The organism is Pseudomonas sp. TE12234, assembly GCF_054061835.1.
Genome location: NZ_JBSSEP010000003.1, coordinates 166,511 through 178,780 on the forward strand (window position 1 = coordinate 166,511; position 12,270 = coordinate 178,780).

General features: G+C 59.4%; 14 protein-coding genes and 1 tRNA gene. 7 read left to right on the top strand and 8 right to left on the bottom strand.

The window, feature by feature from the left end; translation table 11 throughout:
• Positions 1-46: 46 nt before the first annotated feature.
• The 7 genes from ACVWYU_RS07205 to ACVWYU_RS07235 all read right to left on the bottom strand — a co-directional run bounded on the left by ACVWYU_RS07205 (position 47) and on the right by ACVWYU_RS07235 (position 5,862).
• On the bottom strand, positions 47-802 hold the full coding sequence (locus ACVWYU_RS07205; protein WP_457372319.1) for a substrate-binding periplasmic protein: 756 nt from the start codon (positions 800-802) through the stop codon (positions 47-49).
• Between the two features lie 79 nt (positions 803-881).
• Positions 882-1,652: an imidazole glycerol phosphate synthase subunit HisF gene (gene hisF, locus ACVWYU_RS07210; protein WP_007897430.1), complete on the bottom strand. Its 771-nt coding sequence runs from the start codon at positions 1,650-1,652 to the stop codon at positions 882-884.
• A 9-nt stretch (positions 1,653-1,661) separates the two neighbouring features.
• Positions 1,662-2,399 carry a 1-(5-phosphoribosyl)-5-[(5-phosphoribosylamino)methylideneamino]imidazole-4-carboxamide isomerase gene (hisA, locus tag ACVWYU_RS07215; protein WP_457372320.1) on the bottom strand — a complete coding sequence of 246 codons (738 nt, stop codon included), beginning with the start codon at positions 2,397-2,399 and terminating at the stop codon, positions 1,662-1,664.
• A 42-nt stretch (positions 2,400-2,441) separates the two neighbouring features.
• A complete protein-coding gene (locus ACVWYU_RS07220) occupies positions 2,442-2,702 on the bottom strand; it encodes a DUF2164 domain-containing protein (RefSeq protein ID WP_090328034.1) in 261 nt (86 codons plus the stop codon).
• A complete protein-coding gene (hisH, locus tag ACVWYU_RS07225; protein ID WP_090328031.1) occupies positions 2,703-3,341 on the bottom strand; it encodes an imidazole glycerol phosphate synthase subunit HisH in 639 nt (212 codons plus the stop codon).
• On the bottom strand, positions 3,341-3,934 hold the full coding sequence (gene hisB, locus ACVWYU_RS07230; protein ID WP_047536319.1) for an imidazoleglycerol-phosphate dehydratase HisB: 594 nt from the start codon (positions 3,932-3,934) through the stop codon (positions 3,341-3,343). The genes hisH and hisB overlap by 1 nt, the downstream gene beginning before the upstream one ends.
• A gap of 263 nt (positions 3,935-4,197) precedes the next feature.
• Complete coding sequence (locus ACVWYU_RS07235) at positions 4,198-5,862, bottom strand: OFA family MFS transporter (RefSeq protein ID WP_457372321.1); 1,665 nt, start codon at positions 5,860-5,862, stop codon at positions 4,198-4,200.
• Between the two features lie 277 nt (positions 5,863-6,139).
• Here ACVWYU_RS07235 and ACVWYU_RS07240 point away from each other — a divergent pair, with 277 nt between their 5' ends.
• The 7 genes from ACVWYU_RS07240 to ACVWYU_RS07270 all read left to right on the top strand — a co-directional run bounded on the left by ACVWYU_RS07240 (position 6,140) and on the right by ACVWYU_RS07270 (position 11,477).
• Positions 6,140-6,538, top strand: a complete 399-nt coding sequence (locus tag ACVWYU_RS07240) for an acetyl-CoA sensor PanZ family protein (protein ID WP_457372322.1) — start codon at positions 6,140-6,142, stop codon at positions 6,536-6,538.
• Positions 6,539-6,622: 84 nt separating this feature from the next.
• Positions 6,623-8,848 carry an AsmA family protein gene (locus ACVWYU_RS07245; RefSeq protein WP_457372323.1) on the top strand — a complete coding sequence of 742 codons (2,226 nt, stop codon included), beginning with the start codon at positions 6,623-6,625 and terminating at the stop codon, positions 8,846-8,848.
• Positions 8,845-9,912, top strand: coding sequence for an A/G-specific adenine glycosylase (gene mutY / locus ACVWYU_RS07250; RefSeq protein WP_248916170.1), 1,068 nt, complete (start codon positions 8,845-8,847; stop codon positions 9,910-9,912). The genes ACVWYU_RS07245 and mutY overlap by 4 nt, the downstream gene beginning before the upstream one ends.
• Positions 9,909-10,181 (top strand): oxidative damage protection protein, encoded by a 273-nt coding sequence (locus ACVWYU_RS07255; RefSeq protein ID WP_003220737.1) that lies wholly within the window; start codon positions 9,909-9,911, stop codon positions 10,179-10,181. Before mutY ends, ACVWYU_RS07255 begins: the two co-directional genes overlap by 4 nt.
• A 103-nt stretch (positions 10,182-10,284) precedes the next feature.
• Positions 10,285-10,360 (top strand) — tRNA-Phe (locus tag ACVWYU_RS07260).
• 233 nt (positions 10,361-10,593) lie between these two features.
• Positions 10,594-11,031: a hypothetical protein gene (locus tag ACVWYU_RS07265; RefSeq protein ID WP_457372324.1), complete on the top strand. Its 438-nt coding sequence runs from the start codon at positions 10,594-10,596 to the stop codon at positions 11,029-11,031.
• Between the two features lie 296 nt (positions 11,032-11,327).
• On the top strand, positions 11,328-11,477 hold the full coding sequence (locus tag ACVWYU_RS07270; protein ID WP_247256761.1) for a hypothetical protein: 150 nt from the start codon (positions 11,328-11,330) through the stop codon (positions 11,475-11,477).
• A gap of 107 nt (positions 11,478-11,584) precedes the next feature.
• On the opposite strand, the gene ACVWYU_RS07275 is transcribed toward ACVWYU_RS07270, so the two are convergent.
• On the bottom strand, positions 11,585-12,034 hold the full coding sequence (locus ACVWYU_RS07275; protein ID WP_457372325.1) for a carboxypeptidase regulatory-like domain-containing protein: 450 nt from the start codon (positions 12,032-12,034) through the stop codon (positions 11,585-11,587).
• Positions 12,035-12,270: the final 236 nt, after the last annotated feature.

The window sequence follows — 12,270 nt, forward strand, 5'->3', positions numbered from 1 at the left end:
CGCCATCGCTGGCAAGCCAGCTCTTACAAGGATGTATTGGCTGTCGCTACAGATACCGCGCCATGATCTCGTCGACCTTGCCTTCCTTGCGCAGTTGATCCAGTGCTGCCTGAAGCTTGGCCACCATTTCGTCCGACACATCCTTGTTCAACGCCAGGTACAACTCGGCGCTGTTGAACCGTAATACGGTCTTGAGCCCGTTCACGCCTTCCTGACGCGCCAGGTAGCGCCCGGCGGGGTCGCCCGTAGCCCACAGATCGATCTGGCCGTTGACCAGCTTCCTGGCGTTGTCCTGATCGCGCAGCACCACGACGGGGTTGAGCCCCTGCTTGGCCAGTGTCTCGGCGATGGCGTCGCCCTTGTAGGCGCCAATCCTGTACTTGCGGGCGTCATCCAGGGTTTCGAGGGTGATTGGGCTGTCAGCCTTGGCCAGCATGATCCAGTCGTCCGGACCGATAGGGCCAACCCACTTGAAGAGCTTTTCGCGATCGGGCAGCCGCGCCATGACGAACACGCCGTAGCCGGGCTTTTCCAGGGTGAGTTTGTAGATTCGCTCCCAGGGGAAGCGCAGCGTCAGGCTGTAGGTAATCTCGGCGCGCTTGAAGATTTCGCGGACGATGTCCGTGGCGATGCCATTGATGTTTTCGTCCTGCGCGAAGTTCTTGCCGTTCTTCGCCATGTTGTACGGAGGGAAGTTTTCCGTCAGCAACACCATGTCGGTGCCGGGATTGTCCGCCGCCTGCACTCCACTGAAGAACAACAGGCTAGCGCTGGCGAGGACAAGAAGAAGGCGTTTAAACATTGTCTGGCTACCGAAATCCATGGCGTACCCAAGAGTGCCTTGAGCCCGCCATGATGTCCACTGGCCTGCATCGGTTTGTTTAGCGCATCACAATTCCGCGATGGGCCATATAAGCCTTGGCTTCCTGCACAGTGTATTCGCCGAAATGGAAGATACTCGCCGCCAACACCGCACTGGCGTGGCCTTCGAGGATTCCGTCGGCCAGGTGTTGCAGGTTGCCGACGCCGCCGGAAGCGATCACCGGAATCCCCAGCGCATCGCTGATGGCGCGAGTGACGCCCAGGTCGAAGCCGTTTTTCATGCCATCCTGATCCATGCTGGTCAGCAGGATCTCGCCGGCCCCCAGGCCTTCCATTTTCTTCGCCCATTCAACCGCGTCGAGACCGGTCGGCTTGCGCCCGCCGTGGGTGAAGATTTCCCAGCGCGGGGTTTCGCCCGGACCGGAAACCTTCTTCGCATCGATTGCGACGACGATGCACTGCGAGCCGAAATGCTGCGCCGCTTCACCGACGAATTCCGGGTTGAACACCGCTGCGGTGTTGATCGACACCTTGTCCGCGCCGGCATTGAGCAGGTTGCGAATGTCCTGCACGGTGCGCACGCCACCGCCCACGGTCAGCGGGATGAACACCTGGCTGGCCATGCGCTCGACGGTATGCAGCGTGGTGTCGCGACCATCGACGCTGGCGGTGATGTCGAGAAAGGTAATCTCGTCCGCGCCCTGCTCGTCGTAACGACGGGCGATTTCCACCGGGTCACCGGCGTCGCGGATGTTTTCGAATTTCACACCCTTGACCACCCGGCCGTTGTCCACGTCCAGGCAAGGGATGATGCGTTTGGCCAGCGCCATGGTCAGTCCTCAGCCTTTGTACGAATCGCAGAAAGCTTGCGCTTCAGCGACGTCGAGAGTGCCTTCGTAGATCGCCCGGCCAGTGATGGCACCGATGATGCCTGGCGCCTTGGCGTCGAGCAGCGTCTTGATGTCGCCCAGGTTGTGGATGCCACCGGACGCGATCACCGGGATCCTGGTCGCAGCGGCCAGCGCGGCGGTAAACGGTACGTTGCAGCCCTGCATCATGCCGTCTTTGGCGATGTCGGTATAAACGATGGCGGACACGCCGTCGGCTTCAAACTGCTTGGCCAGGTCGATGACCTGAATGGTGCTGATTTCCGCCCAGCCGTCGGTGGCGACGAAACCATCCTTGGCGTCCAGGCCGACGATCACCTTGCCCGGGAACGCACGGCAGGCTTCGGCCACGAACGCCGGATCTTTCACGGCCTTGGTGCCGATGATCACGTAGCTCACGCCCGCTTTCACGTAGTGCTCGATGGTTTCCAGAGAACGGATACCGCCGCCGATCTGGATCGGCAGGTTCGGGTAGCGCTTGGCGATGGCGGTAACCACTTCGCCGTTGACCGGCTGGCCTTCGAAGGCGCCGTTCAAGTCGACCAGATGCAGACGACGGCAACCGCCCTCCACCCACTTGGCAGCCATGCTCACCGGGGCATCGGAGAACACCGTGGAATCTTCCATGCGGCCCTGGCGCAGACGAACACAGGCACCGTCTTTAAGATCGATAGCGGGAATAATCAGCATCTGGCAAACCTTCAGAATTGAATGTTCAGCTTGGCTCGGAAATCAGTTTTTCTCGAGCGCCCACAGGTCGCTTTCGATGCTTTCGAACCTCTCTTTGAGGTGCGTCTGCACATCGAAAATCGCCCTGTTGTAATAGTGCGGAGCAATTTCACGGGTAAACAGCTCAAGAATCTCAGCCGCCTCGAATGTGCCGAGGTCGAGTTCGAAGCGGTCTTCCATGAAACGCTTGATCTTGCTGTTGGCCTCATTCTCCTGCTCGGGGGTGAGCGTGAGGATCGGCGGCCTGGATTTCTTGACGGCCATTTACCAGCGACCGTCCCACGCAGCGAAGTTCTGCAGCAACTGCAGGCCATGGGTATGGCTCTTCTCCGGGTGGAACTGCACGGCGAAACGCGAGCCATCGGCCAGCGCCGCGGCGAAATCGACACCGTAATGACCACCGCCCACCACCTGCCGCGGGTTGGCGGCAGCGATGTAGTAGCTGTGCACGAAGTAGAACCGCGCCAGATCCGGAATGTTGTGCCACAGCGGGTGACTCACCGTCTGCTTCACTTCGTTCCAGCCCATGTGCGGGACTTTCAGGTGTTCGCCGTCTTCATGCAGGTCTTTGCCGAAGAACTTCACCGCGCCCGGGAACAGGCCGATGCAGTCGACGCCGTCGTTCTCTTCGCTGGTGTCGAGCAAGGCTTGCATGCCGACACAGATGCCGAGGAACGGACGGTCCTGGCTGACTTCACGCACCAGCGAGTCGAAGCCCAGGCGACGGATCTCCGCCATGCAATCGCGAATTGCGCCGACGCCGGGGAAAACCACCCGGTCGGCTTCGCGAATCACATTCGCATCGCTGGTGATCAGGACCTTGCCGGCACCGACATGCTCTAGGGCCTTGGCCACCGAGTGCAGGTTGCCCATGCCGTAATCGATAACCGCGACTGTCTGCATTACAGGACGCCCTTGGTCGATGGCATTTGACCGGCCATGCGGTCATCGAGCTCGACGGCCATGCGCAGGGCACGGCCGAAGGCCTTGAACACGGTTTCGATCTGGTGGTGGGTGTTGTGGCCACGCAGGTTGTCGATGTGCAGGGTGACGTTGGCGTGATTGACGAAGCCCTGGAAGAATTCCTGGAACAGGTCAACGTCGAAGCCGCCGACAGTCGCGCGGGTATAGGGAACATGCATCTGCAGGCCAGGACGGCCGGAGAAGTCGATCACCACGCGCGACAGCGCTTCATCGAGCGGCACGTAGGCGTGACCGTAGCGACGGATGCCTTTCTTGTCGCCGATGGCTTTGGTGAATGCCTGACCCAGGGTGATACCGACATCTTCCACGGTGTGGTGATCATCGATATGCAGGTCGCCTTTACTGACGATATCCAGGTCGATCAGCCCGTGACGGGCGATCTGGTCGAGCATGTGCTCAAGAAAAGGGACACCGATCTCAAATCGGGCCTTTCCGGTGCCATCCAGGTTGATCGAGGCTTTGATCTGGGTTTCCAGAGTGTCGCGCTCGACAGACGCCTTACGTTCGGCCATCACCAGCTCCGCAAAATCATTGGGCGAAAAAGGCAACCATTATAGGGGCGCGGGCCGGAAACAGAAACACGGGAGGTGATATCGCTGACGGAGTGAATCCGGGGGCTTCAGCGATGTACATGTCCATACAAGCCATTTTAAGGTCACATAAAACCAAAGTGGGAGCGAGCCTGCTCGCGAAGAGGCCCTCATATTCAACATCTCTGTCGACTGTCAGGCCGCATTCGCGAGCAGGCTCGCTCCCACAAGGGAAAAACGCTGACTTAGTGGAACAACACTGCCGTCTTCTGCAGGGTCACCCAAACACCCCACGCCAACGGAATCCCCACTACCAACCAAGCGGCAATCGCCAACGGCTTGGAGCCCGCCGCGGCTTTCCACTCCAGCACGGTGCTGCTGTCAGCGCCCTTGTCGTGGCCCAGTGCCTGTTCGGCGGCCAGTTCGGCGTCGGTCATGAAGTACTTGTCGGCCACCGGGTGCACCAGCAGGTTGCACAGGAAGCCCAGCACCAGAAGGCCGGCGAGAATGTACAAGGTGATGTCATAGGCCGCCGCACGCTCGACGCCGATGCTCAGCTGATATTCACGCAGGTAGTTCACCAATACCGGCCCCAACACGCCCGCCGCCGCCCATGCGGTCAACAGGCGACCGTGGATCGCGCCGACCATTTGCGTGCCGAACAGGTCAGCCAGGTAAGCCGGCACCGTTGCGAAACCACCGCCGTACATCGACAGAATGATGCAGAACGCCGCCACGAACAGCGCAACGTTGCCCAAATGACCGAGGTTCGGGATCAGCGCATACAGGGCAAAGCCCAGGGCGAAGAACACGAAGTAGGTGTTTTTACGCCCCAGATAGTCCGAGAACGAAGCCCAGAAGAAGCGGCCACCGATGTTGAACAGGCTCAGCAGACCGGTGAAGCCAGCAGCGATCGCGGCGATCGAAGCCAATTGCGCAGCGTCCAGCTGACCAAACGTCAGCCCGTTACCCAGCAACTTGCCGGCGAACACTTCCTGCAACAGAGGCGACGCCATGCCCAGGATGCCAATACCGGCGGAAACGTTCAGGCACAGCACCAGCCACACCAGACGGAATTGCGGGGTCTTCCACGCCACATTCACGTGAACATGACGATGAGTGATCATCGCATTCGAGGCTTTCTTCACCGGAGCGGTCCAGCCTTCAGGCTTCCAGCCGGTTGGCGGCACGCGGTAAGACAAGGCGCCACCGATCATGAACACGAAATAGATCGCGGCCATCACCAGGAAGCTCTGCCACACGCCGACACTGGTAGGCGAGGCGAAATGCCCCATCAGCGCTGCAGCCAGCGGTGCACCGACCATCGCGCCGCCGCCAAAACCCATGATTGCCATGCCGGTGGCCATGCCGCGCTTGTCCGGGAACCATTTGATCAGGGTCGACACCGGCGAGATGTACCCCAGGCCCAGGCCGATACCACCAATTACGCCGGAGCCGATCCACATCAGCCAGATCTGGTGCGTGTACACACCCAGCGCCGAAATCAGCAGACCGCCACACCAGCACAGCGCCGACACAACGCCAGCCTTGCGAGGCCCGGCATGTTCCAGCCAGCCGCCCCAGATCGCGGCCGAGCAACCCAGGAAGATGAAGAACAGGGTATAGATCCAGCCGAGCATCGAGATCGGCCAGTCGCATTGCGAAGAAAAGACTTGAGCGATAAAGCTCATGTCCGGCGCGCAAGCCACCGGAGCGGTGATTCCCAAAGCCTTGGACAGTGGCAACCAGAACACCGAGAAGCCGTAGGCCATGCCGATGCACAAGTGGATGGCCAGCGCGGCCGGTGGTACCAGCCAACGGTTGAAACCGGGCTTGGCGATAATGCGTTCCTTGGACAGGAACGCGGATCGATCGGCCGTTACGCCGTCCGCCGTAATGCTCGTGGTCATTGTGTATCCCCCAATTATTAGTATGGTTCCTCAGCCACTCTTCACCCCTCCAGCCTTGAGTGCACACAGGCATGACCGTTTTTTCCGGGTGAAACTTCCTTTCGCTGCGACATCTCGCCGCAGAAGGACCGACGAACGGACGAAGGTTACCATTTGCAAGTGACAGAAATACCAAACTGACATCACGTTTTGTACGTTATCTGACCTCTTGAGCGACAGGCCCCGGCAACGGTCGCCCCATCAGTTCGCGAATCGCTTACAACCCACAGGAATCACTATGCCAATCATTGTCGAGCCGTTGAACGAAGCCACCGGCCAGGATCAGCAAGACCTGCAGAAGATTTATCGCGACGCTCCGGACTGGCTGTTCGCACCGTTCGCCGGGGACTCATCGCTGATCGAAGCCTGCCTGCAGGACGGGTCGCTGATTGCCGGGCGCTTCAATGACCGGCTGCTGGGTGCGGCACGACTGCAACGGCACCCTGACGTCTGGCATTTGTCTCATCTATGCGTGCGAAAAATCACTCGTCGCCGTGGCGTCGCTGAACGTCTGGTGCGCGAAGCACAGAAGATGGCCGCGCAATCCGGTGCCACTTTGCGCCTGCTGTCCCCGGCCGGGCACCTGGAATCCCGGGCGCTGGCCGCAAAGCTGAATGTGCTACTGGATGTTATGTAGAAATGATCGCTGACCGGTCGTCCGTTACTGAGCGCTATACTCCTCGGCTAAATTTCGAATTCGACTAAATACAAGGACTCGCCCATGAAAGCGTTCGGCAAAATCCTGGGTCTGGTACTTCTCGGGTTGTTGCTGATCATTGTGGCGCTGGGCTTTGCCCTGACCCACTTCTTCGATCCCAACAACTACAAAGACGAGATTCGCCAGATAGCCCGCGACAAGGCCCACATCGAGCTGACGCTCAATGGCGATATCGGCTGGAGCCTGTTCCCATGGCTGGGCCTGGAATTGCACGATGCCGGTGTTGCGACCCTGGCCAAGCCCACCGAACCGTTTGCCGATCTGCAGATGCTCGGCCTGTCGGTCCGCGTGCTGCCGCTGCTGCGTCGTGAAGTGCAAATGAGCGATGTCCGCGTCGAAGGCCTGAACCTGCGCCTGACCCGTGACAAGGATGGCCACGGCAATTGGGAAGACATCGGCAAGGTCCCGGCACCGACCACGACCGGCACGCCTGCCGCCACCTCCGGTGAACCGGCCCCACAAACCACGACCCAGGTTGAAAAACCGTCCCAGCCGGTGCGCCTCGACATCGACAGCCTGACCGTCAACAACGCCCGCGTTGAATACAACGACGAGAAGACCGGCAAGCAATTCAGCGCCGAAAGCATTCAGCTCAGTACCGGCCCGGTGCATGACTCCACCAACACTCCGATCAAACTCACCGCGTTCCTCGGTACCAACCAACCGGTTCTGCGGGTGCGCACCGAGCTCAACGGTGAGCTGCGTTTCGAGCGCGCATTGCAGCGCTACAAACTCGAAGACATGAGATTGTCCGGCGAAGTTGCCGGCGACCCGCTGCAAGGCAAGACCATGACCTTCGCCGCCCAGGGCCAGTTGTTACTGGACAAGGCGGCCAACGTCGCCGAGTGGACCGGCATCAAGATCTCCGCCAACCAACTGCGTGCGCTGGGCGAGCTGAAGGTCAACGACCTCGACAAGACGCCACAGATCAGCGGTGGCCTGTCGATTGCCCAGTTTGATCTGGCGAAGTTCGTCGACAGCATCGGTCAGACGCTCCCGGCGATGGCCGAAGGCAGCCTGAGCAAGGTCGAACTGGTCAGTCGCCTGGCGGGCACGCCGACCAGCCTTGTACTGGACGAAATCAACCTGAAAGTCGACGACAGCACCTTCAGCGGCCGCATCGCCGTCGAAGACTTCGCCAAGCAATCGCTGCGAGCGGTGCTCAAGGCCGACACTTTCAACGTCGACCGTTATATGCGGCCGAAGTCGGCTGAGGCCAACAGCGCGACGCAAGTGCGTCAGGCCGAAGTCGCCAGCACCGAAGCGGATGCCCTGGCCGGCGCCGGCAGCACACCGCTGCCACAGGCACCGACCAAGGACGCATGGAGCAACGAGCGCCTGTTGCCGGTGGAGCGCCTGAGCAAACTCGATGTGGATGCCGACCTGACCTTTGGCCAGCTGACCCTGGAAAAACTGCCGATTCAGAACGCGGCGCTCAAGGCCAACGGCCAGGGCGGACTGCTGACCCTGACAAACCTGCGCGGCGATCTGTATGGCGGCAACTTCGAAGCCACGGGCACCCTCGACGTACGCCAGCAGGTACCCGCGCTGAACTTGCAGACGAAGATCAACCGGGTGCCGGTGGAGAAAATCCTTGAAAGCCAGGGCAAGAACCCACCGGTCAAAGGCCTGGTGACCCTCAACAGCAACCTGACCGGCAACGGCAACAGCCAGAAAGCGCTGATCGAAACCCTCAACGGCAACGCCGGTTTCGTCATCAACAATGGTGTGCTGCTCAACGCCAACCTTGAACAACAACTGTGCAAGGGCATCGCCACGCTCAACCGCAAAACCCTCAGCGGCGAGCCACGGGGCAAGGACACACCGTTCCAGGAACTCAAGGGCAGCCTGACCTTGCGCAATGGCGTGGCCAGCAACCCGGACCTGAAAGTGCGCATCCCGGGCATGACCGTCAAGGGTGACGGTGATGTCGACCTGCGAGTGCTGGGCATGGATTACCGCGTGGGCATCATCGTCGAAGGCGACACCAGCGCCATGCCGGACCCCGCTTGCCAGGTGGGCGACAAGTTTGTCGGTATCGAGTGGCCACTGCGTTGCCGTGGTCCGCTGGAACTGGGTGCCAAGGCATGCCGTCTCGACAACGAGCGCATGGGTCAGGTCGCAAGCAAACTGGCCGGAGACAAGATCAGCGAAAAAATCGACGAGAAGCTGGGCGACAAGGTCAGCCCTGAACTGAAAGATGCACTCAAGGGGCTGTTCAAGCGATGAAAGCCGAACAGTTTTCAACGGCGGTGCTGGATTGGTACGACCGCCATGGCCGGCATGACCTGCCATGGCAACAGGACATCAACCCGTATCGGGTGTGGGTTTCGGAAATCATGTTGCAGCAGACCCAGGTCAGCACCGTGCTCAATTACTTCGATCGCTTCATGGCCTCGCTGCCGACGGTCGAAGCCCTGGCCGCTGCGCCTGAGGACGAAGTGCTGCACCTGTGGACAGGCCTGGGTTACTACACCCGTGCGCGCAATCTGCAGAAGACCGCGAAGATCGTCGTCGACCAGTACGGCGGCGAATTTCCCCGGGACGTGGAAAAGCTCACCGATCTGCCGGGCATCGGCCTGTCTACGGCCGGGGCCATTGCCAGCATCAGCATGGGCCTGCGGGCGCCGATCCTCGACGGCAACGTCAAACGCGTGCTGGCTCGATTTACCGCGCAGGAGGGTTACCCGGGAGAACCAAAGGTCGCCAAACAGCTCTGGGCCAATGCTGAGCGCTTTACACCCCATGATCGGGTCAACGCCTACACCCAGGCGATGATGGATCTGGGCGCCACGCTCTGCACCCGCAGCAAGCCGAGCTGCCTGCTCTGCCCGCTGCAAAAGGGCTGCGAGGCGCACATGCTCGGTCTGGAGACGCGCTACCCGATCCCCAAACCGCGCAAGGCCGTGCCTCAGAAGCGCACGCTGATGCCGTTGCTCGCCAACGGCGACGGCGCGATTCTGCTTTACCGTCGCCCTTCCACCGGCTTGTGGGGCGGTTTGTGGAGCCTGCCGGAACTCGATGACCTCGACGACCTGCAGCACCTGGCTTCGCAGCACTCACTGGCGCTGGGCAATCAACAGGCCCTGCCGAACCTGGTGCATACCTTCAGCCATTTTCAGTTATCCATCGAACCCTGGCTGGTACAGGTCCAGGAGGACGGCCACCACGTGGCCGAGGCCGACTGGCTCTGGTATAACCTCGCCACCCCGCCGCGCCTGGGCCTCGCCGCCCCGGTCAAAACCTTGCTCGAACGCGCGGCCGCCGTATTGAACGCAGGAGAATCGTCATGACCCGCACCATCATGTGCCGCAAGTACAAAGAAGAATTGCCAGCCCTGGAGCGCGCTCCATTCCCGGGCGCCAAGGGCCAGGACATTTTTGACCACGTCTCGGCCAAGGCCTGGGCCGACTGGCAAAAGCACCAGACCCTGCTGATCAACGAAAAACGCCTGAACATGATGAACGCCGAAGACCGTAAATATCTGCAGGGCGAGATGGACAAGTACTTCTCCGGCGAGGATTACGCCAAGGCCGAAGGCTACGTTCCGCCTGCAGAGTAACCCTGCAAAATCGGGGGGCGGATCGTAAGCGACGGAATTAATTTAAGAAATTTTAAAAAAGTCGTTGACGTAAATCCGAAAAACCCTTTTAATGCGCCCCGTTGCCCAGATAGCTCAGTCGGTAGAGCAGGGGATTGAAAATCCCCGTGTCGGCGGTTCGATTCCGTCTCTGGGCACCAAATACCGAAAACCCTGAATCGCAAGATTCAGGGTTTTTTTATGCCCTGGATTTGTCCAATCCTGACGCCGCCGAAATTTCTTACACGAGCGGCGCCCTTTTCCTTTCAGTCGCGCCCTCACCCTCACACACGACTTTGAGATACGTCTCATTGAGCATGCCCCCCTTGCACAGTGAAACTTTTGCAGCAGCAAATCTGCCTGCATTCAACGTTTCAAAGTAAGGAAGCATTTCTTGAATACGCTTTTGAAGTTCCTCGCCCTGTCGACCATCATCGCGACAGCAAGCGGCTGTGTCAGCTACAACACCAGCCAACCTTCTTCGCCGATCGACAGCACCGTCAAAGCAGACCTGAAGGCAGACATCGCCGTCGGTGACGCCATCTCCGGCCAGTCTTCGGTCAACGTCCTGTTCGGCTTCCTCAAGTTTGGTGGCGATTCCCAATTTGCCGACGGCGTCAGCTACGGCGGTGAAAGCGGCGGCCTGAGCGGTCTTGGCCTGGATCCCGTCAGCGCCGTCAAATCGGCCGCGGCCTACAAAGCGGTCAAATCCTCCGGAGCCGACCTGATCGTCGCCCCTCGCTACGAAGTGAACGAAGAAAACTACTTCATCTTCAAGAAAGTTTCCGTCACGGTAAAAGGCAACAAAGGCAACATCCGCAGCATCCGCTAACACATCCCCCAGGTGTTTGTTCAGCACTCCATCCATTGCGTTTTGGCAAACCGAAAAGCCTAGTGCAATGCATTCCGTAAACAGCCATTGAAAGACGGCTGTTTGCGGACTTGAGAAGGGCCCGGGTCGCCCGCTCATCACCGGTCTTGGTTCGCACTTTCGGACTTTCAAAATTTTCCACCCCCATCGTTATTTCTGAGGATCCATTACTGCTGCAGGGCTGATTGCTTGAGTATTCAGGCTGCTGCATGAACAGTCATGTGATCGCCGGCCAATCACTAACAGGGAGGAATGTAATGTCTTGGGATCTCATTGGCATGTTGGCGCTCGTCGCTTTCTGCGCCGGCTTTTTGATCGTGGTCTGCTGCGCCTTGGCCATCAAGCTGCTGAGCGTAGAAACCAATCCCTTGCGCGTTGCGGTGATCCAGTCATTGGCTTGGTTATGAGCATTTCAATCAACCAGATCTCCCAACCAATCACCCACCACACGTACAAAAAACCCTGAGTCGCAAGATTCAGGGTCCTATTTGCCTCCCGGTTTTCTGGCCATTCGCTAACTTTTACTATTCCAGTGAAAGACCAGGTTGCGGGCCGCTCCGTTGCCGATATCCGCCGTATCCCGCCGCTCTTCGCCGTTGCGCGAGGCGACGACAGTGTATTTGCCAGCGGGCAACTGGACGTAAACCAGCGGGCCGGCTTCGCTGAGTGTCAGCACGGTTTGTCCGTGGTCCTTCTGTATGACCACGTTCACATCAGGGATGTACTCGTTTAGCGGGCCAACAGAGAAGATCATGTGCAGGTTGTAGCCCGTGGTCTGCTGGATAGCGTGCGCTTCATCATCGCCAATGCCGCCAGACAGATAGGCAATTCCGTTTTCCTCTTGCCGCTGAATCTGCACGCCCGAACCATCAACAGGCTCCAGGCTGGCGGCAGGCGATATGGCTGGAAACATGAATACGCCGACTGTGGCGATGGGCAACAGCAGTGAATGAAAGGTTTTCATGATGTCGACTCCCGGGCTCTTCAGAACCCAATCGTTACCCTTCTTTTGATTTGCGCGCGGAGGCAGGAGTTTTAGATTGATTCAGACTTGGGGTGAGCGCGGAACGACCCCGGACTGCTAAGCATCGACAATGCGCGATGCCTGAAGAGCGGCTGAAGGAGAAACAACTGTAGCCCCGATGGATTGTTCATCCGCCGTGTGAAGACTATCGTTGGCAACTCTCCGCAAAGGACGGG

Bases quoted from the DNA above. Each gene is read 5' to 3' on its own strand.
- ACVWYU_RS07205 (WP_457372319.1), bottom strand. From the start codon at position 802: ATGTTTAAACGCCTTCTTCTTGTCCTCGCCAGCGCTAGCCTGTTGTTC.
- hisF (WP_007897430.1), bottom strand. From the start codon at position 1,652: ATGGCGCTGGCCAAACGCATCATCCCTTGCCTGGACGTGGACAACGGC.
- hisA (WP_457372320.1), bottom strand. From the start codon at position 2,399: ATGCTGATTATTCCCGCTATCGATCTTAAAGACGGTGCCTGTGTTCGT.
- ACVWYU_RS07220 (WP_090328034.1), bottom strand. From the start codon at position 2,702: ATGGCCGTCAAGAAATCCAGGCCGCCGATCCTCACGCTCACCCCCGAG.
- hisH (WP_090328031.1), bottom strand. From the start codon at position 3,341: ATGCAGACAGTCGCGGTTATCGATTACGGCATGGGCAACCTGCACTCG.
- hisB (WP_047536319.1), bottom strand. From the start codon at position 3,934: ATGGCCGAACGTAAGGCGTCTGTCGAGCGCGACACTCTGGAAACCCAG.
- ACVWYU_RS07235 (WP_457372321.1), bottom strand. From the start codon at position 5,862: ATGACCACGAGCATTACGGCGGACGGCGTAACGGCCGATCGATCCGCG.
- ACVWYU_RS07240 (WP_457372322.1), top strand. From the start codon at position 6,140: ATGCCAATCATTGTCGAGCCGTTGAACGAAGCCACCGGCCAGGATCAG.
- ACVWYU_RS07245 (WP_457372323.1), top strand. From the start codon at position 6,623: ATGAAAGCGTTCGGCAAAATCCTGGGTCTGGTACTTCTCGGGTTGTTG.
- mutY (WP_248916170.1), top strand. From the start codon at position 8,845: ATGAAAGCCGAACAGTTTTCAACGGCGGTGCTGGATTGGTACGACCGC.
- ACVWYU_RS07255 (WP_003220737.1), top strand. From the start codon at position 9,909: ATGACCCGCACCATCATGTGCCGCAAGTACAAAGAAGAATTGCCAGCC.
- ACVWYU_RS07270 (WP_247256761.1), top strand. From the start codon at position 11,328: ATGTCTTGGGATCTCATTGGCATGTTGGCGCTCGTCGCTTTCTGCGCC.
- ACVWYU_RS07275 (WP_457372325.1), bottom strand. From the start codon at position 12,034: ATGAAAACCTTTCATTCACTGCTGTTGCCCATCGCCACAGTCGGCGTA.